At 68.7% G+C, this 19,983-nt stretch carries 25 protein-coding genes; 12 read left to right on the top strand and 13 right to left on the bottom strand.

The annotated features are described in order from the left end of the window. Positions 1-11 precede the first annotated feature (11 nt). The 7 genes from G5B40_RS04310 to G5B40_RS04280 form a co-directional block, all read right to left on the bottom strand. Complete coding sequence (locus G5B40_RS04310) at positions 12-398, bottom strand: hypothetical protein (protein ID WP_165095465.1); 387 nt, start codon at positions 396-398, stop codon at positions 12-14. A 128-nt stretch (positions 399-526) separates the two neighbouring features. After that, positions 527-1,021, bottom strand: a complete 495-nt coding sequence (locus G5B40_RS04305) for a GNAT family N-acetyltransferase (protein ID WP_165095462.1) — start codon at positions 1,019-1,021, stop codon at positions 527-529. Continuing rightward, complete coding sequence (locus G5B40_RS04300; RefSeq protein ID WP_165095459.1) at positions 1,018-1,479, bottom strand: GNAT family N-acetyltransferase; 462 nt, start codon at positions 1,477-1,479, stop codon at positions 1,018-1,020. The genes G5B40_RS04305 and G5B40_RS04300 overlap by 4 nt, the downstream gene beginning before the upstream one ends. 58 nt (positions 1,480-1,537) lie before the next feature. Beyond that, positions 1,538-2,215, bottom strand: a complete 678-nt coding sequence (locus tag G5B40_RS04295) for a nitroreductase (RefSeq protein ID WP_165095457.1) — start codon at positions 2,213-2,215, stop codon at positions 1,538-1,540. After that, positions 2,212-2,412, bottom strand: a complete 201-nt coding sequence (locus G5B40_RS04290) for a DUF4169 family protein (RefSeq protein ID WP_165095454.1) — start codon at positions 2,410-2,412, stop codon at positions 2,212-2,214. The genes G5B40_RS04295 and G5B40_RS04290 overlap by 4 nt, the downstream gene beginning before the upstream one ends. 17 nt (positions 2,413-2,429) lie before the next feature. After that, positions 2,430-3,590, bottom strand: a complete 1,161-nt coding sequence (gene cbiE, locus G5B40_RS04285) for a precorrin-6y C5,15-methyltransferase (decarboxylating) subunit CbiE (protein ID WP_165095451.1) — start codon at positions 3,588-3,590, stop codon at positions 2,430-2,432. Then, entirely contained in the window at positions 3,587-4,885 is a 1,299-nt protein-coding gene (locus tag G5B40_RS04280) for an NAD(P)/FAD-dependent oxidoreductase (RefSeq protein ID WP_165103242.1), read from the bottom strand. The genes cbiE and G5B40_RS04280 overlap by 4 nt, the downstream gene beginning before the upstream one ends. Before the next feature lie 120 nt (positions 4,886-5,005). Between G5B40_RS04280 and G5B40_RS04275 the strand changes: the two genes are divergently transcribed. The 5 genes from G5B40_RS04275 (at position 5,006) to pdxY (ending at position 8,158) form a co-directional block, all read left to right on the top strand. Further along, entirely contained in the window at positions 5,006-5,416 is a 411-nt protein-coding gene (locus G5B40_RS04275; protein ID WP_165095448.1) for a helix-turn-helix domain-containing protein, read from the top strand. A gap of 6 nt (positions 5,417-5,422) precedes the next feature. Then, on the top strand, positions 5,423-5,692 hold the full coding sequence (locus G5B40_RS04270) for an FAD assembly factor SdhE (protein ID WP_165095446.1): 270 nt from the start codon (positions 5,423-5,425) through the stop codon (positions 5,690-5,692). Positions 5,693-5,768: 76 nt separating this feature from the next. Then, on the top strand, positions 5,769-6,278 hold the full coding sequence (locus tag G5B40_RS04265; RefSeq protein ID WP_165095443.1) for a winged helix DNA-binding protein: 510 nt from the start codon (positions 5,769-5,771) through the stop codon (positions 6,276-6,278). A 335-nt stretch (positions 6,279-6,613) separates the two neighbouring features. Further along, a complete protein-coding gene (locus G5B40_RS04260; RefSeq protein ID WP_165095440.1) occupies positions 6,614-7,303 on the top strand; it encodes an MOSC domain-containing protein in 690 nt (229 codons plus the stop codon). A 9-nt stretch (positions 7,304-7,312) separates the two neighbouring features. Beyond that, positions 7,313-8,158, top strand: coding sequence for a pyridoxal kinase (gene pdxY, locus G5B40_RS04255; protein ID WP_165095437.1), 846 nt, complete (start codon positions 7,313-7,315; stop codon positions 8,156-8,158). Between the two features lie 9 nt (positions 8,159-8,167). Here pdxY and G5B40_RS04250 read toward each other — a convergent pair whose 3' ends face one another. After that, positions 8,168-8,857, bottom strand: a complete 690-nt coding sequence (locus G5B40_RS04250) for an NnrU family protein (RefSeq protein WP_246209702.1) — start codon at positions 8,855-8,857, stop codon at positions 8,168-8,170. 32 nt (positions 8,858-8,889) lie between these two features. Next, on the bottom strand, positions 8,890-9,561 hold the full coding sequence (gene ytfE, locus G5B40_RS04245; RefSeq protein WP_165095434.1) for an iron-sulfur cluster repair protein YtfE: 672 nt from the start codon (positions 9,559-9,561) through the stop codon (positions 8,890-8,892). A 149-nt stretch (positions 9,562-9,710) separates the two neighbouring features. On the opposite strand from ytfE, the gene G5B40_RS04240 reads away from it, so the two are divergent. Next, positions 9,711-10,148 carry an RrF2 family transcriptional regulator gene (locus G5B40_RS04240; RefSeq protein ID WP_165095431.1) on the top strand — a complete coding sequence of 146 codons (438 nt, stop codon included), beginning with the start codon at positions 9,711-9,713 and terminating at the stop codon, positions 10,146-10,148. A gap of 38 nt (positions 10,149-10,186) precedes the next feature. Continuing rightward, the gene (locus G5B40_RS04235) at positions 10,187-10,432 is read left to right on the top strand and encodes a DUF6522 family protein (RefSeq protein ID WP_165095429.1); all 246 of its coding nucleotides are present in this window, start codon (positions 10,187-10,189) and stop codon (positions 10,430-10,432) included. Positions 10,433-10,492: 60 nt separating this feature from the next. Here the strand turns inward: G5B40_RS04235 and G5B40_RS04230 are convergent, their stop codons facing one another. Then, positions 10,493-11,557, bottom strand: coding sequence for a tellurite resistance/C4-dicarboxylate transporter family protein (locus G5B40_RS04230; protein WP_165095426.1), 1,065 nt, complete (start codon positions 11,555-11,557; stop codon positions 10,493-10,495). A gap of 71 nt (positions 11,558-11,628) precedes the next feature. Further along, the gene (glyA, locus tag G5B40_RS04225; RefSeq protein WP_165103237.1) at positions 11,629-12,924 is read right to left on the bottom strand and encodes a serine hydroxymethyltransferase; all 1,296 of its coding nucleotides are present in this window, start codon (positions 12,922-12,924) and stop codon (positions 11,629-11,631) included. A gap of 198 nt (positions 12,925-13,122) precedes the next feature. Here glyA and G5B40_RS04220 point away from each other — a divergent pair, with 198 nt between their 5' ends. Both G5B40_RS04220 and G5B40_RS04215 read left to right on the top strand, forming a co-directional pair. Next, positions 13,123-13,803 carry a DUF937 domain-containing protein gene (locus G5B40_RS04220; protein WP_165095423.1) on the top strand — a complete coding sequence of 227 codons (681 nt, stop codon included), beginning with the start codon at positions 13,123-13,125 and terminating at the stop codon, positions 13,801-13,803. Positions 13,804-13,928: 125 nt separating this feature from the next. Next, positions 13,929-14,702, top strand: coding sequence for an NAD kinase (locus G5B40_RS04215; RefSeq protein ID WP_165095420.1), 774 nt, complete (start codon positions 13,929-13,931; stop codon positions 14,700-14,702). A 25-nt stretch (positions 14,703-14,727) separates the two neighbouring features. Here the strand turns inward: G5B40_RS04215 and G5B40_RS04210 are convergent, their stop codons facing one another. After that, positions 14,728-15,585 (bottom strand): AraC family transcriptional regulator, encoded by an 858-nt coding sequence (locus G5B40_RS04210; protein ID WP_165095418.1) that lies wholly within the window; start codon positions 15,583-15,585, stop codon positions 14,728-14,730. 113 nt (positions 15,586-15,698) lie between these two features. Between G5B40_RS04210 and G5B40_RS04205 the strand changes: the two genes are divergently transcribed. The 3 genes from G5B40_RS04205 (at position 15,699) to G5B40_RS04195 (ending at position 19,118) form a co-directional block, all read left to right on the top strand. Continuing rightward, positions 15,699-16,772, top strand: coding sequence for an AI-2E family transporter (locus G5B40_RS04205; RefSeq protein ID WP_165095415.1), 1,074 nt, complete (start codon positions 15,699-15,701; stop codon positions 16,770-16,772). Continuing rightward, complete coding sequence (locus G5B40_RS04200; protein ID WP_165095412.1) at positions 16,769-17,443, top strand: HdaA/DnaA family protein; 675 nt, start codon at positions 16,769-16,771, stop codon at positions 17,441-17,443. Before G5B40_RS04205 ends, G5B40_RS04200 begins: the two co-directional genes overlap by 4 nt. A gap of 157 nt (positions 17,444-17,600) precedes the next feature. Beyond that, entirely contained in the window at positions 17,601-19,118 is a 1,518-nt protein-coding gene (locus G5B40_RS04195; protein WP_165095410.1) for a Ppx/GppA phosphatase family protein, read from the top strand. Between the two features lie 74 nt (positions 19,119-19,192). Here the strand turns inward: G5B40_RS04195 and G5B40_RS04190 are convergent, their stop codons facing one another. Next, a complete protein-coding gene (locus G5B40_RS04190; protein ID WP_179961598.1) occupies positions 19,193-19,831 on the bottom strand; it encodes a hypothetical protein in 639 nt (212 codons plus the stop codon). Between the last annotated feature and the right edge of the window lie 152 nt (positions 19,832-19,983).

Here is a 19,983-nt window from a genome sequence, read left to right as displayed (position 1 = left end):
CCCGGCGCCGTCTACTCGCGTTTCGCGCCGCCGATCGACGGGGGCTGGTAGCCGGGCGAGGCCGGTGTGGTCGTGGCGACGCGCATGAACGGCTCGCGCAGCTCGTCCGGGTCGCGCGGCTCGAATTCGGGCGCGGCGGCCGCGTCGTTCCGGGAGGGGGCGTCAACCGCGCGCCGGAACACCATGACGGCGCGCCAAACGGTGACGGCGCGTGAAAACACGCCGCCGCCCTCTTCGACGGGGATGCTGTCGGTGCGCAGATATTCCCATCCGTTCGCCGCTTCCGCCTGGATGATCTCGCCGACCGCGTGCGCGATCAGCGCCTCTGCGCCGCGCACGCCGCGGGTCTTGCGCGGTTTGCGCGGCGCGGCGACGGTCTTGTAGCTGTATTCGGCCATGATGCTCCCTCCGTCCGGCGCCGGGCGCTGGAATCAGTCCTTCTCTCGCCGGTATCTGGTCAAAAGTGAAGGGCGATTGAAAGGCGAAGGCGCGGCGATTTTGGCGCGATCGTCCGCGAGACGGATTTTCACACGGCGCGGCGCCCTTGTCCGGCGAGCGATTTGGACATGATGATCGAGGTCGGACGATCAAAGCCGGGGTGGCGCGTCATCGCGATCCTGGCGAAGCCGAGCGCGGCGAAGGCGGCGTGGGTCTCCCGCAGCTCGATCCGGGTCTGAAGGACCAGCGCGTTCATCCCCCGGGCTCGCGCCTCCGCTTCCGCGGCTCCGACCAGCGCGCGGGCCAGCCCATGTCCGCGCCACTCCGCTGCGACGGCGACCTTGCCCAGATAGAGCGCGTTTCGCTCCGGCCTGGCGAAGAGGCAACCGATGAGGCGACCGTCCGCAAACGCGAGAAAGGCGGCGCCGGCGCCGGCCTCGGCCGCGAACAGACCGGGCGTCCATCGGTGGATCGAGGATGGCGGGTCGATGCGGCCGTCCATGTGCTGGAACGCCTTGAGGACGAAGCGGTGGATCGTCGTCCAGTCCTCTTCCGGCCCGGCGCGGCGGAGCGTCGGCGTCATGTCAGCGGCTTCTCCATGAAAAGGCTCTCCGGCGCGGCGCTGTAGGCGCCGAACGGCCCGCGAAAGCCGAAACCGCACCGGAGATAGAGGCGATGCGCCGCGTGCAGCCGGTCGCCCGTCTCCAGCCGCAGGCAGGGCAGACCGGCGGCGCGGGCCTCATCCTCTATGCGGTTCAGGATCGCGGCGCCGGCGCCGGTTCCGCGCGCCTCGGGCGCGACGAACATCGACTTGATTTCACCGTAGCCGTCCCGCAGCGCAAGCGCTCCGCAGCCGAGCGCGTCGCGATCCCCCTCCGCGAGGAAGAATCGGATATCTGGCGCGCAGAGCGCGTCGATGGAGAGGAAATGATTCGTCTCGGCCGGAAAGAGCGCGCGCATCAATGCATGGCTCGCCTCCAGCAGCGCGGTCGCGGCCGGCTCGCGCGGGTCGGCGCGGCGCAAGGCGGTGCGAAATGTCATTGCTGCGCTCTCCATAGCTGTCGCGCGGCGCATTTGGGCGCCAACCCGGCGCGCCGCGTCAGTCTCCGAAACCGATGAACTCGGCGAATTCGCCCAGCGGCGCCCGGTCGGTCCGGAGCGCGTTGATCGGCGCGCTTTCGTCCATGAATCCGAGCCCCAGGCCGCAGAACAGCATCAGGTTGTCGGGCGCCCCTGTATGCGCCCCGACCAGGTCGCTCCACATCGCCCAGGCTTCCTGTGCGCAGCTATGCAGGCCCTCTTCGCGCGCCGCCAGCATCAGGCTCTGAAGGAACATGCCGGCGTCCGACCATTGCGGCGGACCCATGGTGCGGTCCAGATAGAGAAACAAACCGACAGGGGCGCCGAAGAAGGCGAAGTTCCGCGCGAACTGGGCGCGCCGTCCGGCCCGGTCCTCGCGCGTGACGCCGATGGTCGCATACATGTCCTCCCCGCATTTGCGCCGTCGGGACTCGTAAGGCTCGATCAGAGGCGACGGGTAGATCGCGTATTCGGGCTTGAAACCCATCGGGTGCGTCTCGCGCGCTTCGGCGACGGCGGCCTTGAGCGCGCCGAGCGCCCCGCCGCCGAGCACATAGACCCGCCACGGCTGAAGATTGCCGCCGGATGGCGCGTGCTTCGCCATATCGACGACCCGGCGAACGACCGCTTCCTCGGGCGGGTCGGGCAGGAAGGCGCGGCAGGTGATGCGGGTGCGAAGCGCCTCCGAGACCCTCATTCGCGGTCGTCCTTCAAGCGAGTCTCAACGCGGTGGCCGTCAAGGCGGGCTTCGAAGCGCGCCGCCTTCGCGGCGTTGGCGGCGCGCTCGCCTTTCGTGCGGCCATGCGCGGCGGCGTTGGCGTTCGCCTCGGCGCGGGCCGCGGCGCGGGCTTTCGCCTTGCGGGCGAGGCGGAGATTGACGGGTCTGGACTCCATCCCCGCACCCTATGCGCTCATCGAATGAGCCGCCAGTGGACGATGGCGGGGGTCTCCGCCCATCCTCCACCGGGCGCCGGGCGGGATGTGGTGATGCGTTCGAGCGCGCCGCCGCGCCGCGCCTGCATCGCGACCAGCCGCCGCGCCGCCGCTGCGTCGCGCGCCTCCGCCAGAAGCCGTCCTTGCGGCGGCAGCGCGCGCAGGCAGTCCTCAAGGGTCGCATCGTCCGGCGCGCCCAGAAAGACCGCCGCCGGGCGCGGAAAGGCTTCGCGCGCGGCGGTGACGGAGCCGACCCGGCGCAGGCGCGGCGCGCCGAGACGCGCGGCGATCTCCGGCAGATCGTCGGGGCCGGTCGTCGCCGCTTCGGCGTCGCGCGCGGCGCGCATCCAGTCGATGGCGATGGCGCCGGCCCCCGGCCCGATCGCCCAAAGCGCCGCCCCGCGGCGCGGCCAGAGCGCCGCGAGCGCGGCGGCGCGGGCCGGCGCGGGCGCGGGGGCGAGCCCGGCGAGCGCGGCGTCCGAGGACGCGCCCGCTTCAAGCGTCGCGCCATCCTCGGCCCGGCATTCCACCGCCAGCGTCAGAAAATCGGGGCAGGGGGCGGACCAGCTCTCCGCGATTCCGTCGATCCGCGTCTCCGCCGCGCCGCCGAGCGCACCGAGAACCGTCAGACGGCTCGGCCCGTAGCCCCGCTCGGTCAGAAGCCGCGCGACCGTCGGCGGGGTCTCGGCGCCTTCCGCGAGCAGCAGCAGCCGCGCGCCCGGCGCGAAATAGCGGATCGCGGTCTCCGCCGGGCGGCGATGAATGCTCAGCGTCTCGACATCGGCGAGGCTCCAGCGCATCCGGGCGGCGGCGAACTGGAAGGCGGAAAGCTGCGGGTGAAAGCGGATCTCCTCGCCCGGGATCGCCCTGAGCAGCCGCGCGCCGACCGAATACCAGAGCGGATCACCCGTCACGAGCAGGACGAGTCGCCGTCCGCGCTCGGCCCGGATCGCCGCGACCATCGCCGCGAAAGGCGACGGCCAGGGGAGACGGCGCGCGGAGATTTCAGGCGGGAGCTCTGGAAAGCGCTCGCCGCCCATGACGACCTTCGCCGCGCGGAGCTTCGCGCGTGCCTCCGCGGACAGCCCCTCCAGCCCGGCCTCGCCGATTCCGATGACGTCCAGCCAGGGCGTCGTCATAGCCGGTCCCGGAGCGCATACCAGAGCATCGCGGCGGCGAGGAGCGGCGAGCGCAGCGCGGCCCCGCCCGGAAAGCGCGGCGTCGGGACGGAGGCGAGAATATCGAACCGTTCAGCCTGTCCCGCCATGGCTTCCGCCGCGAGCGCGCCGGCCATGGTCGCCATCGCCACACCATGCCCGGAATAGCCGGATGCGGATAGGATATTTCCGTCAAATCTAGTAAGATGCGGCAGTCGGTTCATAGTGATGGCGAGCGTTCCCCCCCAACCGTAATCGATGCGAGTCTCGCGCAGTTGTGGGTAAACTTCTAGCATCGCTTTTCTCACCAGTCTCTTGATATCTTTCGGAAATCGATATCCGTAACTTTCCGTTCCGCCGAAAAGCAGGCGCCGGTCGGCGGAAAGCCGGAAATAGTTGACGACGAATTTTGTGTCCGCCACAGCCATGTCGTTGGCGATCAGGGTCCGCGCGAGCGTATCCGGCAGGGGTTCCGTCGCGATGATGAAGTTGTTGATCGGCATCACGCGCGCGGCGACCTCCGGAAAGAGGCCGCCGAGATAGCCGTTGCAGGCGAGGATCGCCTGATCCGCGACGACCACGCCCGCGCCGGTGCGGATCCGGAGTTTCGCGCCCCGCTCGACGCCGGCGACCTCGCTTCTCTCATGGATCCGCGCGCCCGCCGCGGCGGCGGCGCGGGCGAGGCCGAGCGCGTAATCGAGCGGGTGAAGATGCGCGGCGCCAGGGTCGATCACGCCGGCATGGTAGCGCGGGCTGTCGACAAGCGCGCGGAGCGCGGCGCGGTCCAGATATTCGGTCTCATAGCCGTAATGCGCGGCCAGATGCGCCGCTTCGCGCTCCAGTTCCGGGCCGAGCCGGGCGCGATGCGCGGCGTGGACAATCCCGGCGCGGAGGTCGCAGGCGATCCCGTGGCGCGCGATCAGCCCTCTGACCAGCGCCTTGGCTTCCTCTGCGAGGTCCCACAGCCGCCGGGCGTGTTCAGGCCCGAGCGTTTTCTCCAGCGTTTCCTGCCCTACGCGCTGGCCGGAGCCGACCTGCCCGCCATTGCGCCCAGAAGCGCCCCAGCCGACGCGATGCGCGTCCAGAAGGACGGTGTCGAATCCCCGCTCCGCCAGGTGCAGCGCCGCGGAAAGCCCGGTGTAGCCGCCGCCGATGACACAGATATCGGCCCGTGTTTCACCGTGCAGGTGCGGATGCTCCGGCCGTCGCGCCGCGCTCGCCGCGTACCATGACGGCGCATCGACGCCCGGCGCGTCATTGGTGTAGAGTAGGTTCAGACTCATGTGTCGTTCCGGTTGCGGCGCGCGCCGTCCGACCGTCAGGTGAGGCTCGATCGGAGCTTTGCACGCGACAATCCGCCGGTAAAACTTGTGCGCCAGATGCGTTAGGTACTCGCCATGGCTTATACCGACAATACTGAAACACTGAATGAGAACCCCGAACACGCGACCGGATACGGCGACGCGCATGCGACCTTCGGCGACCGGCTGACCGTGGCGCGGGAGGCGTTCGGCCTCTCCCCCGAGCAGCTCGCCTGGCGGCTCGGCGTGCGGCGCTCCACCATCTCCGCATGGGAGGACGACAGGACGGAGCCGCGCGCGAACCGGATGCAGATGTTGGCCGGGGTGCTGAACGTCTCGCTGGTCTGGCTGATGACCGGAGAGGGCGCGGCCCCGAGCGCGGCGGCGGCGGCGCCCGAGACGGAGAGCATGCTTGCCGAGTTCGCCGCGCTTCGCGCCGAGCAGCGCCGCCTCGCGGACCGTTTCGTCCGGCTTGAATCGCGCCTGCGCGCCGCGTTGTCGGACTAGCCGGCGATGGCGACGGCGGAGACGGCGGCGAACCGGCTCCGCCGCCTCTCTATGCGAAGCTGGCGGCGCGGCATGAAGGAGATGGACCTCATCCTCGGCCGCTTCGCCGACGCCCGACTCGCCGCTCTGGGCGAGTCGGAGCTTGCGGCCTATGAGGCCTTGCTCGGCGAGAACGATCAGGATCTCTACCTGTGGGTGAGCGGCGGTGCGCCGACGCCCGCCCACCATGAATCTATCGTCGGGATCATCGCCGGATTTCATGGCATTCAGCGATAAACCTGCGCCGAATTAACCCGGTGTTCGCTCTTTCCGGCGAATCTCCTCCCGATCGAATTCAACGGGAGGCTAAGGAATGAGCATCCACGAACGGCTCGAAGAGCGTGAGGCCGCGATCGCACCGGAAGCGATGGTCACCTCCTACGTGGAGGCTCTCGCGCTGATCGAACGGCTGCACCGGCTGTTGCTCGACGTCATCAAGGACGAGTTCGAAAGGCTCGGTCGGCTCGACATCAACAGCGTGCAGGCGCTGCTGCTCTACAATATCGGCGAGAACGAGGTGACCGCGGGCGAATTGAAAAGCCGCGGCTACTATCAGGGCTCCAACGTTTCCTACAATCTGAAGAAACTGGTCGACGCCGGCTACATGCATCACCAGCGCTGCGAGATCGACAGGCGCGCGGTGCGGATCAGGTTGACCGAGGAGGGCAGGCAGGTGCGCCGGATCGTCGGCGAGCTTTTCGAGCGGCATGCGGATCTTCTCGCGGCGCGCAAGGATTTCGGCGGCGGCGCGATGCGGGAGATGATCCTGCACCTTCGCGGGATGGAGCGCTTCTGGACCGAACAGATCCGCTACATCTACTAGCGCGAGCCCGGAACGATCCGGATCGGGAGCGGCGGCCATCCGGTCGCCTTCCCGCCGGGCGCCAGTCCGGTCCAAGGACTCCCCGGAGCCGGAAACCGACCGTCCCTTGTGGATTGGAGCGTAAATCCGGCGGCGCGCGCATCGCCGCTCGCGCGGCGTCGAACCCGTCCCCGAGTTCTTTCATGCGTCCCGCCCCTATCACGCGTCGCGCGGCGTCGGCGCTTCCGATTTGATCGCCATCGGACATCGTCGTATCCCGTCAGGAAGAGCCGCGCGCCGCGCGCGGGAGTCGATAGCGCCGCGCTCGCGGTTCGGATGGGGGTGGACGATCCACTATGGCCGAGTTCTTCATTTCAGAGCTGCGCGTCGGCAAGGTGCGGCCGCTCGGGCCGAAGGGCGTGCCGAGCGGCATCAGGAAGACGCCGGTCGCCGGTCCCGTCATTGCGACCGAGACCGGGATCGATGGCGATGAGCAGGGCGACACGCGCCATCACGGGGGTCGGGACAAGGCCGTCCACGCCTACGCTGCCGCCAATTATCCGCTCTGGGCCGCTGATCTGCCGGCGGCGGCGACAGCGTTCCGCCCCGGAGCCTTTGGCGAGAATCTGGTCGTCGAGGGGGCGACGGAGGCCGACATTCGCCTCGGCGACCAGTGGCGGGCGGGCGATGCGCTGCTTGAAGTCAGCCAAGGGCGCCAGCCCTGCTGGCGGCTGAATCTGCGCTTCGACCGGCCGGAAATGGCGCGGCTGGTGCAGACGACCGGGCGCAGCGGCTGGTATTTCCGCGTGATCGAGCCGGGCGAGATCGGGCCCGGCGCGACCGCGACGCTCGTCCGGCGCCCGCATCCCGACTGGACCATCGCGCGCGTTTCGAATCTTCTCTACCATGACCGGATGAACAAGCCTGCCCTCGCAGAATTCGCCGCGCTGCCGGGCTTGCCCGAGAGCTGGCGCCGTCTCGCGGAGGCGCGGCTCGCCAACGGCCGGACGGAGGACTGGACCCGCCGCATTGAAACGCCGGGTTGAGACGCCCCCATGTCCATCTCTCCGCCGCCGCTCGTCATCTCGATCCAGAGCCAGGTCGCCTTCGGCCATGTCGGCAATTCCGCCGCCGCCTTCCCGATGCGCGCTTGCGGGGTGGAGGTGGTCGAGGCGCCCACCACGCTGCTTTCCAACCACCCGCATTACGCCACCGTCCGCGGCCAGGTGCTGGACGCCGCCCTTGTCGAGGACATCCTGACCGGCCTTCGCGAGCGCGGCCTGCATCAACGGGCGGCGGTGATTCTTTCCGGCTTTCTTGGCCGGGCGGACACGGCGCGCGCGGTGGCCGCTTTCGTCGCCAGCGCGAAGCAGGCGAATCCGAACGTCGTCTACGCCTGCGACCCGGTCATGGGGGACGCCGATCTCGGCTATTTCGTCGATGAGGATCTGCGCGACGCCTTCGCCCGCGAATTGGCGCCGCTAGCCGACATCCTTCTGCCGAACACGTTCGAACTCGCCACGCTCTCCGGCGCCCCGGTGACCTGCGCCGCGGATGTTCGTCGCGCCCGCGCCGCGCTCGGCCGGCCGGCCGTGGTCGCGACCTCGGTTCCGGTTCCGGGCCGGCCCGGGTTCCTCGCTACGGTGACGGCGACCGAGACGTCGTGCAGCGCGATCGAGGTCGCGCATCTGCCGGTGCGCCCGGCCGGGACCGGGGATCTTCTGGCCGGCCTGACCGTCGCGCGCCTCGCGCTCGGGCTGGATCTGGAGGCGGCGGTGGCGCGCGCCGTCGCCGGAGTGGCCGCGGCGCTGGAGCGCACATCGGGCGCGCCCTGGGCGGAAATGCCGATCACGTCGGCGCTCGACGCGATCCTCGCCGCAGGCGACGGCGACGCGCGCTGACCGGTCGTTTCAGGCTCCGGGCGCGAATCGCCAGAGCACGTCGACGCCGGCGAAATAGGGATGCAGCAGCATCAGGATAAGCACCCCGGCGGACGCCGCCGCGAGCGCCGCCGCGCCCCGCGCCGCCGCCGCGCCGGGCGGGGGGAAGGGGGCGGCGCGCATTCGCGCGACCGCATCGCGCCAGGCCTCGGCCCCCATCTCGCGCTGGCGGCGGCGATCTATGATCCGCATGCCGAGCAGCGCGAAGAGCCCGAAGCTGCCGAACATCACGACATGCGCGAGGTCGCCGTTCACCACCAGGTGCGCCGCGGCCCAGAGCAGGAACGCCGCCAGAACCGGATGGCGCAGATAGCGCAGGACGCCAGGTCGCTGCGGATCGAACGCCGCGTTCCGCCGGCCGCCGAAGGAGAACGGATTCGGTCGGAAGAGGCCGAGCCCGAGAATTAGCCCGGCCGTGAACATCGCCGCCAGCACCAGCCAGTCCGCCCAGGGCGGCTCCGGCCAGAGCAGGACGAAGGGCGCCCGCGCGGCCGCAACGAAGACCGCGACCAGCATCGCCAGCGATACGAACGAGTATGCGACGCCGAAGCCGGCGTGACCGAGACGGGCGACGAGCCAGGGGCGCATCGGCGGCCGCACCGGTACGGAGTGCAACACGTAGAACGCGGTGAAGACCGCGATGAACTCGATCCAGTCCATGATTTAGAACCCGCCTCCCGGCGAAGCAGCGCTCATGCGCCTTCTTCGAACCGGGGAAAGAGCACGTTGTTCTCCAGATGAACATGCTCCATCAGGTCCTTTCGCAACTGCGCCGCTCCGGTGCAAAGCGCCCGCCATGACTTGCAGGCGTCCTCGGGCGGCGTGTAATCATTCGTCAGCCGCGCCATTTTCTCCAGAAAGACGCCTTGCGCGTCGTGATCGTGACGCATCTCTTCGATCGGCGTGGTGAGCCGGCCCGCCGCCTGCCGGCGCATGGCGGGGAAGAGGATCAGCTCCTCCTTCTTCATATGCACCTCCAGATCCCCCCATATCGCTCTGAGCGCGTCGGCGAGGCCCTTCGGGGCCTTCGGGTGCGCGGCGTGGACGGTCTCCACCTTGGCCGAAAGCTGGATCAATTCCGGGATCTGTACGCGGTGGACATTGTGATAGCGCAGTTGGATATGCTCGATCAGCGCCTCGGTCTCCTGAGGGGCGTCGGGGGTCGCGCCAGGGTCCAGCGCGTTCAGCGCCGCGTTCAGCTCGCCAAGGTCGAGATTGCGTTTGCTCGCCGCCTCCGCCAGCTTCACCTCGCCATGGCAGCAGAAGTCGATGTCGTACCGGCGGAAGACGCCGGATGCGCCGGGAAGCTGCGCGGCGATCTCGCCGACGCTTTGGTCCTGCAGGGTGGAAAACGGCTCGGTCATGGCTCTCTCCGCAAGTCGGGGCGTTCGAATCGCCGCCCCGGCGATTGTGGCGGCGGGGCCGCGCCCCGATCCGCTCTATATTCGGCATTTGTAATGCATAATATCTTCCGCTATATTCGGTATTGTCAATACTGAAATGAGGAGCGTTCATGCGCCTCGCGGCTTACACGGATTACGGATTGAGGGTTCTGATGCGCCTCGCGGGCGCGCCGGACGAAGCGATCTCCACCGGGCGGATCGCAGGGGAGTTCGCGATTTCGCAGAATCACCTGGCCAAGGTGGTGCGCGATCTCGGACGTGGCGGCTTCATCGTCTCGCAGCGGGGCAGGGCCGGCGGGCTGCGGCTGATGCGGCCGGCGCAGGCGATCACGCTGGGTGAGGTAGTGCGCCACCTGGAGCGGAAATTCGCCGTCGTCGAGTGTTTCCGCGCCGATGGCGGCGGCTGTCTGTTGACGCCCCACTGCCGATTGCGCCCGCAGCTTTCCGCCGCGCGCGAAGCGTTTCTCGCGGAGCTGGACCGGACCACGATCGCGGAATGCGCCTGGCTCGGCGCCCGACCCGGGGGACCGGCGCCTGTGGTGAATTGAGAGACAAGCGCGCCGCTCATGAAGAAGATGGAGCTGCGATGATGAGAATCATGCTTTCCGATGACAGGACGGAGGTTGATTTGGACAAGCTCGCCGCGGCCTTCTCGATCAGCCGCCGCGAACTGGAGGACGGGATACGCCTCGGCTCGATCTCAAGCTGGTTCGAGCGGGGGGGAAGCGGCGGCGACAGGCCGCGCATGGTCTTCCACTCGGCCGCGACAGGCGCCCGCGTCACGTTCGATCAGGTCGGAAACATCGTCGCCGTCACAGAAGCCGGAACATAGTCGAGAACCTTCGGGCGGGTCGAACCGGCGGTCGGAAGCCGCGCGCGGGGCGCGTCGTGGTCACTCGGCCGTCGAGACGGCGCCGACCACCCTGCGCAAGAGTCCGACGGCGGCGGGCGCCCAGGCCGCCAGCGCGACGAACACCAGAACACCCGGGATCGGATCGAGGAAACCGTAGCCCATCGCCCGGTCGAACTGGAAGGTGCTCGTGGTGTACATGCCCAGCGGAAAGATCATGCTCCAGACCGCCGGCTCGTAGCGAATTCTGTCACCCTTCCAGAAATACCTCCAGATCATCAACGTGAAGAGAAACGGAATCCACCACGTCGCGGTCGCCCAGAAGAGCACCGTGAACCCTTGAATGACAGGCAGCAGCTGCCCGACGAGCGGCCATATTTCGGCGCGCTGGATCAGGAGCGAACCCGCCAGCGCCGAGATCGCCACCGCGCCCATATTGATCCAGTAGGGCGGGCTGAACTCGGCGTGCTTCAGCGTGGCGAAGGTCAGCCGGTAGAAGATCAGCGGGATGATCGCGAGGTAGAGCATCGAGCCGATCATGAACATCGTGATCATCTGGAACTGGATCGCCGGCGGCGGCGCCGCGCTGGCGTCGATCGCCACGCGCAGCACCACGACGGATTGCGTCGCAACCGACACGATCAGCCAGGCCCCGTTTATGCCTTGCCCGATCAGGGGTTTTCGCACGCGCACGGTCACCGCGGTGAAAAAGGCGTACATCACGACGAACCACAGCCCCACGCCGAGCCACCAGAGCGGGATCGCTACTTCGCGCAGCCCGAGGACGACCACGTTCTGCGTGCCGAGAACGCATGTGCCCGCGACCAGCGTGAAGAACCCCGGCGCCTTCCGATGATCGAAAAGGTCGAGCATGAGCAGTCTGGGAAAGCGGATGGCGCGCGCGAGCGTCAGGGCGCAGAGCGTCGGATAGGCGACCCAGTTAACCGCGACCAGCGCCAGCGCGATCGTCCGCATCCCGAGATGCTCGCACGCGATCGAGATGACTCCCGTCGCCATGACCAGCGCGAAGTAACCGGGAAAGAGGCCCCGCGCCCCGGCGCGCAGCGCCGCGATCAGCCGTCCGCGGACTGGCGTCTCGTCCCTCATGCGCCCGGACCCTCAGCGCGGGCGCCCGGAGCGCGCGCCACCGTCGCGACCCCGCAAGACGCCGCCGCCGCTCAGAGCCCCTCGTAGATCGGGTAGCGCGCGGTCAGCGCCTTCACCCGCTCCTTCACCGCGCCCTCGACGGCGGCGTCGCCCTCGTCGCCGGCCGCCGCCAGCCCGTCCAGAACTTCGACGATCATGCGCGATATCTCGCGAAACTCCGCCTCGCCGAAGCCGCGCGTCGTCCCCGCCGGGGAGCCGAGCCGGACGCCCGAGGCGACGAAGGGCTTTTCCGGGTCGAACGGCACGCCGTTCTTGTTGCAGGTGATATGCGCGCGCCCCAGCGCCTTTTCCGCCGCCTTGCCGGTGACGCCCTTCGGCCGGAGATCGGCGAGGCAGAGATGGTTGTCGGTGCCGCCGGAGACGATATCGACGCCGCCCTTGATCAACTCGTCCGCCATCGCCTGCGCGTTCGCGACCACCGCCGCCGCATAGGCGCGGAATTCGGGCCGGAGCGCTTCGGCGAGGGCCACCGCCTTCGCGGCGATCACATGCATCAGCGGCCCGCCCTGAAGGCCGGGAAAGACTGCCGAGTTGATCTTCTTCGCAATGTCCGCGTCGTTGGTCAGGATCATGCCGCCGCGCGGCCCGCGCAGCGACTTGTGCGTCGTTGTCGTCACCACATCGGCGTGGGGCAGGGGCGAGGGATGCGCGCCGCCCGCCACCAGCCCGGCGATATGCGCCATATCGACCATCAGCCAGGCGCCGACCTCGTCCGCGATTTCGCGGAACGCCGCCCAGTCCCAGACGCGGCTGTAGGCGGTGCCGCCCGCGAGGATCAGCTTCGGCTTCTCGCGCCGCGCCGTCTCGCGCACCGCGTCCATGTCGAGGCGCTGGTCGTCCTCACGCACACCGTAGCTCACGACTTTGAACCATTTTCCTGACATATTGACCGGCGAGCCGTGCGTCAGATGCCCGCCGGCGTTGAGATCGAGCCCCATGAACGTGTCGCCGGGCTTCAGCAGCGCGAGGAACGCCGCCTGGTTCATCTGACTGCCGGAATTCGGCTGCACGTTCGCGAAGCCGCAATTGAAAAGCTGTTTCGCCCGCTCGATCGCCAGTTCCTCCAGCACGTCGACATGCTGGCAACCGCCGTAATAGCGGCGCCCGGGGTAACCTTCGGCGTATTTGTTGGTGGCGATGGAGCCTTGCGCCTCCAGAACCGCGCGGCTGACGATGTTCTCCGAGGCGATCAGTTCGATCTCGTCGCGCTGGCGGGTCAGTTCGCGCCCGAGCGCGGCGGCGATCTCCGGATCGCGACTTTCAAGCGTTTCTGTGAAAAAGCGTGAATCGCGGGTCGCGGCGTCCATCGGCGTCCTCTCTTTCATGTCGTCCAGCAGCGGCGTCATGGCGTCCCCTATAGGAAGAATGGCCCCCGCGTGCCTAGGGGCAAAGCGACACTTTGGCGGTCGATACGGTCCAGGACGCGGTTTCGACGCAATTTCGCCGCCTGTTCGCGTAATCTTGGCGACGGCGCCCTGAGCGCCGCTCATTGACAGGGGTTTGCGATGTCGCTTCTCGATCTTCTGAATCAGGCGCAGGGCGGGCGCGGGCTGGCCGATCTCGGCCGCGCCTTCGGCCTCGACCCGGCGATGACGGAGGCGTTGGCGGCGCAGATCGCCCCGGCGATCTCCGGCGGCGTCAAGCGAAAGGCGGCCGAGGAGGGTGGTCTCGGCGTCGTGCTTGGCCAGCTTCAGGGTCAAGGCCAGGCTGGCTATTACGACGCGCCGACCGTGGCCGCCGCGCCCGAGGCCCGCGTCGCGGGCGAGGACTTCCTCAGCCAGCTTTTCGGCGACCGGCAGGCGGCTCCCGAACTCGCCCGCGCCGCGGCGGTGAAAACCGGCGCGCCGCCGGAAAAGGCCGAGGCGTTCACGCCGGCGCTGGCCGCCATGCTTCAGGGCGGGATGCAGCGCGCGGCGCCGGATGAGGAGATCGACGCCGCGATCGGCGGAATGGAGGTCGCGGGCGGCGATCGGGCCGGCGCCGGTCTCGGCGATCTTCTCGGCGCGCTCGGCGGGGCTTCTTCTGGCGAGGGCGGAGCGCTCGGCGGGATCATGGCGGCGCTAACTGGCGGCGGCGGACGTGCCGGAGCGGCGCCGGGCGGCGGTCTAGGCCAGCTCTTGCAGATGCTCGACGCCGATGGCGACGGCTCGCCGCTCGACGACGTGATCGGGCGTTTCCTCAAATAGGGCGGCTTACTGAAATGCACGCCGCGCGCGAAAGCCTCTCGCGCGGCGATTGCGCCTTTGCGCAAAGCCCGGCAAGGTCGGCGCGGCATGGGGCCCGGCCCCGGCACAGAGGGGGAAGCGCCGCGATGGCTTATGACAAGATCCACTTCACCGCGTCGAACGCGCCAAGCGCGCAGGAGGCGCTTACGACGATGACCGGTCGCTATGGCCAGGTCGCCGCGGCGCAGGCGGATGTCATCGTCGCGCTCGGCGGCGACGGATTCATGCTGCACACGCTTCACGACACATTGCATCTGGAGGCCCCGGTCTACGGTATGAACCGCGGCTCGGTCGGCTTCATGATGAACGACTACGGCGAGGACGACATCCACACCCGCCTCAACGCCGCGGAAAGAACCACGATCTTCCCGCTCAGAATGAAGGCGACGACGGTGAACGGGATGTCGACGGAGGCGCTGGCGATCAACGAGGTGTCGCTCCTGCGGATGACCTTCCAGGCCGCGAAGCTGCGCATCAGCGTCGATGGGCGCGAGAGAATGCGGGAGTTGATCTGCGACGGCGCGCTGATCGCGACGCCCGCCGGCTCCACCGCCTACAATCTTTCCGCCCACGGGCCGATCCTGCCGATCGAGAGCAAACTGATGGCGCTGACGCCGATATCCGCCTTCCGGCCCCGGCGCTGGCGCGGCGCGGTGCTGCCGCAGGACGCGGTGGTGTTGATCGAGGCGCTAGAGGAATCAAAACGCCCGATCCTCGCGGTCGCGGATTCGACCGAGGTGCGGCAGATCTCGAAAGTCGAGGTCTCCTTCCACCAGCAGATCGAGATCAACCTCCTCTACGACCCCGGCCACGGGCTGAACGAGCGGATCCTCAAGGAGCAGTTCCTCGCGGACGGGTAGGGCGGCCCGCCCGCGCCCGACGCCTTCAGCGCAGGGGAATCCATATCTCCACCGGCCCCGTCCCGCTCGCGGGGTCAAAACTCGGCGGATAGCGTTCGAAGTCGGGCGTTCCGGCCGGCGTTTCGCCGGAGCGCGGGAGCCAGTCCTCGAAAATTGCGCGCGTCGTTCGGCGGATTTCCGAAATATGGCCCTCATGCGTGAACACCGCATAGCGCCCGCCGGGCACGCGCAGCGTCTCCAGCCCGTTCGGCGTCTCCGCCCCCTCGGCGAGCCAGGCGGCGGCCATGTAATCCATGGCCCCTGTCTCGGGGTCGTGGATGCAGACGCCATAGGCGACGCCCGGCTCGGCGCCGTCCAGCGCCGCGAGATGCGGCGCGAACGCCCCCCAGAGCGCCGGAATTTCGCCAGCGGTCTCTTCCGTGTAGCTGGCGCGCAGGCCGGCGACGGCGAAGGGGCCGCGGGTCTCCATGCTGGGCGGGGCGAGCGTGGTCATGGTCTGATCCTTCAATGAATGAACGGTGGTGAGCGCGAGCGCCGCGAGTCCGCCGCCGGCCCTCAGCGCGGAGGGCGCGCGCCCGAATTCCTCGCGGAAGGCGCGACTGAACCCTTCCGGGCTTTCGAACCCGGCGGCCAGCCCCGCCTCCGTGACGGAAAGGCCAAGATCGAGCGCCCGCGCCGCCTCCGTCAGCCGCCGCGCGCGGCAATAGGCCATCGGCGGCCGGCCGACCGTCGCCGCGAAGACGCGGGAGAGATGAAAGCGCGACACCCCTGCGACGCGCGCCAGCTCATCGAGCGACGGCGGCGCGGCCAGCCGCGTCTCGATCAGCCAGAGTGTCTTCGCCACCATGCTCATTGCGTCGCCTTTCTCGATTCGCGCCGCCATTCTGGCGCCGCCGTCCGGCGCGCGCCTGATCGGTTTTGCGCCGCGCTCCGGCGCGCCCCGCTGTTGACCGCGCCGGCCCGAAGCCCCATCAAGCGGCGAAAGGGAGCGGCGCGATGACAATGCGGGAACAGGCGGTCTGGTGGTTGTTGGGGTTGATCATCCTGATCATCCTGCTCGTTCTGCTGTCGAACGTCCTTCTTCCTTTCGTGCTCGCCGCCGGGATCGCCTATTTCACCGACCCGCTGGCGGACCGGCTGGAGCGGCGGGGCCTGTCGCGCGTTCTCGCCACCGTGATCGTCACGGCCGTGGCCTTCATCGTTGCGACGATAGCGCTGATTATCCTGATTCCCCTGCTTATCAATCAGATACAGCTTGCGATTGACGCCGCCCCCGAGCTTTTCAACGCCGCCCGTGAATTCGTGGAAACGCGCGTCGCGCCGCTTTTCGACCAGGACGGCGCCCTCGGCGCGGCGCTGACCAAGGGGCTGAATCAGGCGCAGAGCCAGATCAAGGATATTTCCGTCGGCGTCCTTCAGGGCGCCTGGTCGGTCAGTCTCGCCGGGTTCCAGGTCGTTGCGCTGATGGTGGTGACGCCGGTGGTCGCGTTCTACCTGCTGCTGGACTGGGACAACATGATCGCCCGCATCGACGACATGCTGCCGCGCCAGCACCGCGACGAGATCCGCTGGCTGGCGGGCGAGGTCGACCGCGTGCTCGCGGGGTTCGTGCGCGGTCAGGTGACGGTCTGCCTGATCCTCGGCGGGTTCTACGCCCTCGCGCTGACGCTGATCCAGCTTCCCTTCGGTCTGCTGGTCGGGTTTTTCGCCGGGTTGATCTCCTTCATCCCCTTTGTCGGCTCCATCTTCGGCGGCGCGCTCTCTGTCGGGATCGCGCTGTTCTATTTCTGGAACGACCCGGTCTGGGTCGTCGCGACGGCGGCGATCTTCGCCGCCGGCCAGGCGGTCGAGGGGAATTTCCTGACACCGAAACTGGTCGGCGGCTCGGTCGGCTTGCATCCGGTGTGGCTGATGTTCGCGCTCTCCGCATTCGGCGCGCTTTTCGGCTTCACCGGGCTCCTGATCGCGGTTCCGGCGGCGGCGGTGATCGGTGTTTTCCTTCGCTTTTCGATTGGCAAATACAAGCAGGGCGCCCTCTATCGCGGCCAGCGCGGCGACAGCGGACCATGAGCGCGCAGATCCCGCTCGGCCTCGCCCTGCCAAAGCGGCCGGCGCGGGGGCGTGAGGCGTTTCGCGTCTCCGCATCGAACGCCGCCGCGGTGGCGCTGATCGACCGTTGGCGAAGCTGGCCGAACGGGCTCCTGACGCTGACCGGGCCGGAAGGGGCGGGCAAGACGCATCTCGCGCATGTCTGGGCCGGCGAGACCGGCGCCGAGCGCGTCGCCGCCGCGACGCTCGACCCCGCCGACCCGCCGGCGCTGGTCGCCGCCGGCGCCGCCGCGGTCGAGGACGCCGACCGGATCGGCGGCGACGCGCGGGCCGAAGCCGCGCTCTTTCACCTCATCAACCTCGCGCGGGCGGAGGGCGCGGCGCTGCTGATCACCGGGAGGGGCGCGCCGCAGAGCTGGCCGATCCGCATGCCGGACCTCGCCTCGCGCCTCGCCGGCGCGATGAGCGCGTCGCTGGAGCCGCCCGACGAGGCGCTGATCGCCGATCTTCTCGCCAAGCATTTCCATGATCGCGGGCTACAGGTCGACGAAGGGGTCCTGCGCTTTCTCGGCCGGCGGATCGAACGCTCCGCCGCCGCCGCCGCCGCGACCGTCGCGCGACTGGACGAGGCGGCGCTCGACGCCGGGCGGCGGATCACGCTTCCCTTCGTGAAAGAGGTGACGGGGCTCTAGGCCGCCCGCCCACCCGCGCGCCGGCCACGGCCGGGACGGGGAACGCCGCATCGCGCCGCGGGCGGCGAAAGGGGGATGAGCGCGACTAAAGGCGGCTTGACCCGGCCACGCGGCGCCGTTCTAACGGCCCGAGCCGCGCCGGACCCGGAGACCGCCCTTGACCGCGCCAGATCAGGCCGCCGCCCCGATAGCCTCGGAGACGCCGCCGCACCCCGCGGCGACCCCGGCGATGGGGCTCGTCGGGGTGATCGACATCGGTTCGAACTCGATCCGCCTCGTTGTGTTCGAGGACGGCGTGCGCAGCCCCGACTATTTCTTCAATGAGAAGGTGATCTGCGGCCTGGGCCGCGGGTTAAGCGAGACCGGCCGGCTCAACGCGGACGGCAGGGCGGCGGCGCGCGCGGCGCTTCGGCGCTATGTCTCGCTTTCACGTCGGATCGGCGTCTCCGAGCTGATCGTTTTCGCCACCGCCGCGCTGCGTGAGGCCGAGGACGGGCCGGAATACCGCGATGCGCTGTCGCGAGAGCTCGACATTTCGATTCGCGTCGTCACTGGGCCGGAGGAGGCGAAGCTCGCCGCCGAGGGCGTGCTTTTCGGCTGGCCCGCCGCCGAGGGCGTCGTCGCCGATCTCGGCGGCGCGTCGCTCGAACTCGCCGAGGTGGCGGTCGGCGCCGTCGGCGCCACGGTGTCGGTTCCCGCCGGCCACCTGCTTTTCGGCGAAGGCGACGGGCCGCTCAGCCAGCGCGCGATGCGTGCGCTCTCCGCCGCCGCCGCGCCGTTCGCGCCGAAAGCTTCGCGGCTGATTCTCGTCGGCGGCGCCTGGCGGGCGCTGGCCAAGGCGGGGATGTCGCGGGCCGGCTATCCGTTCCACGTTCTGCAGGGCTTCGAGATGACCCCGAAGGAGGCGCACGGGCTCTGCGATTGGGCGCTGTCCGAGCCGCCGGCGGCGATCAAGAAAGCCGCTGAGGTTTCGAACTCGCGCATCCCATCGATGGTCGGCGGCGCGCGGGCCTTGAAACGCCTGATGGCCGAGCTGACGCCCGGAAGCGTGGACATTTCGGCGTTCGGCGTGCGTGAGGGGATGATCTACGAGCGGATGGCGGCGTCGATGCGCGCGGAGGAGCCGCTGATCGCCGCCGCCACGGCGATGGAAGCCCGCCACGCCCGCTGTCCCGGCTTCGGGGCGGAGTTGTTCACATGGATGCGCCCCCTTCTGAACGGCTTCAACGCCGATCGGATGCGGCTGGCGGAGGCGGTGTGCCTGCTCCATGACGTGAACTGGCGGGCGCATCCCGACTTTCGCGTCACCGCCTGTTTCGGCACCGTCAGTCGCGGCAATCTCGCCGGCGTCGGCCATCGTGGCCGGCTCTTTCTCGGGGCCGCGCTGATGCATCGCTACAAGGGCGATCTGCAAGCGGCGGAGGCGGCTTCCGTTGCGCTGATGGACGCCGATGCGCGGCGTGAGGCCGAGATCGTCGGCCGCGCCGCCCGGCTCGGGGCGATGGTTTCCGGCTCCGCCATCGGCACGCTCGGAGATTGCCCGCTGCGCGTCGGCGACGGGCGCCTTACGCTGAGTTTCGCGCCCGCCGTGGCCGATCTCGCCGGCGAGCGGGTGAAGCGCCGGCTTGGCGCGCTCGCCGGCGCGCTGAGGCTGGAGCCGGTTTTCATCGCCTGATCGCAAAGAGAGCGCCAGAACGAAAAACCCCGCGCCCTGGGCGCGGGGTTCTGGGTCTCAGGCCGATAGCGGGATCAGGCGCGCCGACGGCGTCCGACGAAACCGAGCCCGAAAAGCGCGCTTGCAAGCAGCGGCAGAGCGGCCGGGATCGGGACGGCCGCGGTCACCGACCGCTCGGTGAATACGCGAATGTAATCGCCTGGGCTGCCCGCATAGAAGTTCACGTTGAGAATGTTGTCCGAGAACGAGAGGGAGTCGTTGCCCTCCAGCCCCCGCAGGTCCCGGCTCACATAGGTGACCAGATTGTTCGCGAGGAAATCGCTCGCGTCCAGAAGGCCCTTCGAAGAGGCGACGCCGAGAATCTTCGCGTCGAACTCGATGCTGCCCTTCAGGCGCTTTGTGTTCTTCGGATCATAGAAGACGTAGTGCGAGGCCACCATCGTGCCCGCGGCGATGTCGTCGCCAAAGTCGACTTCGAGAAGATCGCCCAGAACGATGTTCTGATCTTCGTCGAAGGCGTAAAGGACGTTGTCGTTGAAGTTGTTCCCGCCAACCGTGTTGTCCGGGTTCGACTCATCGAACGGCGTGAAGAGCTTCTTGAAGTCCGCGTTGGCGGGGCTGTCGACGGATCCGCTCACAACGACGGCGGCGGCCGGACTCGCAAACACGGCTCCTACGGCCGCGACGGCCGCGAAAATTGACATTCTGTTCATGGTTTCCCCATCTCGACAAAATTACACACAGACTTCCACCGGGCATACCTCCGGTTTTTTCGACGAAATGTCAACGATCCTGAGTCGAAAACGTCGCGAATCCCGCCTGAAAATGGAATGTACCCGGAATAATGGCTGATTTATGGTTGTTC

Origin of the sequence: Pikeienuella piscinae (assembly GCF_011044155.1) — a bacterium.
In the GTDB taxonomy this organism is placed as follows: domain Bacteria; phylum Pseudomonadota; class Alphaproteobacteria; order Rhodobacterales; family Rhodobacteraceae; genus Pikeienuella; species Pikeienuella piscinae.
The sequence above is the reverse complement of the archived record's forward strand: the minus strand, read 5'-3'. Positions and strand labels throughout refer to the sequence as shown.

What these genes read in the sequence shown, in the direction of transcription:
- glyA (WP_165103237.1), bottom strand. Translation starts at nt 12,924, where the DNA reads ATGGACGCCGCGACCCGCGATTCACGCTTTTTCACAGAAACGCTTGAA.
- G5B40_RS04240 (WP_165095431.1), top strand. Translation starts at nt 9,711, where the DNA reads ATGCGCCTCGCGGCTTACACGGATTACGGATTGAGGGTTCTGATGCGC.
- G5B40_RS04310 (WP_165095465.1), bottom strand. Translation starts at nt 398, where the DNA reads ATGGCCGAATACAGCTACAAGACCGTCGCCGCGCCGCGCAAACCGCGC.
- ytfE (WP_165095434.1), bottom strand. Translation starts at nt 9,561, where the DNA reads ATGACCGAGCCGTTTTCCACCCTGCAGGACCAAAGCGTCGGCGAGATC.
- G5B40_RS04190 (WP_179961598.1), bottom strand. Translation starts at nt 19,831, where the DNA reads ATGAACAGAATGTCAATTTTCGCGGCCGTCGCGGCCGTAGGAGCCGTG.
- G5B40_RS04270 (WP_165095446.1), top strand. Translation starts at nt 5,423, where the DNA reads ATGGCGACGGCGGAGACGGCGGCGAACCGGCTCCGCCGCCTCTCTATG.
- pdxY (WP_165095437.1), top strand. Translation starts at nt 7,313, where the DNA reads ATGTCCATCTCTCCGCCGCCGCTCGTCATCTCGATCCAGAGCCAGGTC.
- G5B40_RS04250 (WP_246209702.1), bottom strand. Translation starts at nt 8,857, where the DNA reads ATGGACTGGATCGAGTTCATCGCGGTCTTCACCGCGTTCTACGTGTTG.
- G5B40_RS04260 (WP_165095440.1), top strand. Translation starts at nt 6,614, where the DNA reads ATGGCCGAGTTCTTCATTTCAGAGCTGCGCGTCGGCAAGGTGCGGCCG.
- G5B40_RS04200 (WP_165095412.1), top strand. Translation starts at nt 16,769, where the DNA reads ATGAGCGCGCAGATCCCGCTCGGCCTCGCCCTGCCAAAGCGGCCGGCG.
- G5B40_RS04235 (WP_165095429.1), top strand. Translation starts at nt 10,187, where the DNA reads ATGATGAGAATCATGCTTTCCGATGACAGGACGGAGGTTGATTTGGAC.
- G5B40_RS04205 (WP_165095415.1), top strand. Translation starts at nt 15,699, where the DNA reads ATGACAATGCGGGAACAGGCGGTCTGGTGGTTGTTGGGGTTGATCATC.
- cbiE (WP_165095451.1), bottom strand. Translation starts at nt 3,590, where the DNA reads ATGACGACGCCCTGGCTGGACGTCATCGGAATCGGCGAGGCCGGGCTG.
- G5B40_RS04230 (WP_165095426.1), bottom strand. Translation starts at nt 11,557, where the DNA reads ATGAGGGACGAGACGCCAGTCCGCGGACGGCTGATCGCGGCGCTGCGC.
- G5B40_RS04265 (WP_165095443.1), top strand. Translation starts at nt 5,769, where the DNA reads ATGAGCATCCACGAACGGCTCGAAGAGCGTGAGGCCGCGATCGCACCG.
- G5B40_RS04305 (WP_165095462.1), bottom strand. Translation starts at nt 1,021, where the DNA reads ATGACGCCGACGCTCCGCCGCGCCGGGCCGGAAGAGGACTGGACGACG.
- G5B40_RS04295 (WP_165095457.1), bottom strand. Translation starts at nt 2,215, where the DNA reads ATGAGGGTCTCGGAGGCGCTTCGCACCCGCATCACCTGCCGCGCCTTC.
- G5B40_RS04290 (WP_165095454.1), bottom strand. Translation starts at nt 2,412, where the DNA reads ATGGAGTCCAGACCCGTCAATCTCCGCCTCGCCCGCAAGGCGAAAGCC.
- G5B40_RS04275 (WP_165095448.1), top strand. Translation starts at nt 5,006, where the DNA reads ATGGCTTATACCGACAATACTGAAACACTGAATGAGAACCCCGAACAC.
- G5B40_RS04220 (WP_165095423.1), top strand. Translation starts at nt 13,123, where the DNA reads ATGTCGCTTCTCGATCTTCTGAATCAGGCGCAGGGCGGGCGCGGGCTG.
- G5B40_RS04300 (WP_165095459.1), bottom strand. Translation starts at nt 1,479, where the DNA reads ATGACATTTCGCACCGCCTTGCGCCGCGCCGACCCGCGCGAGCCGGCC.
- G5B40_RS04210 (WP_165095418.1), bottom strand. Translation starts at nt 15,585, where the DNA reads ATGGCGGCGCGAATCGAGAAAGGCGACGCAATGAGCATGGTGGCGAAG.
- G5B40_RS04215 (WP_165095420.1), top strand. Translation starts at nt 13,929, where the DNA reads ATGGCTTATGACAAGATCCACTTCACCGCGTCGAACGCGCCAAGCGCG.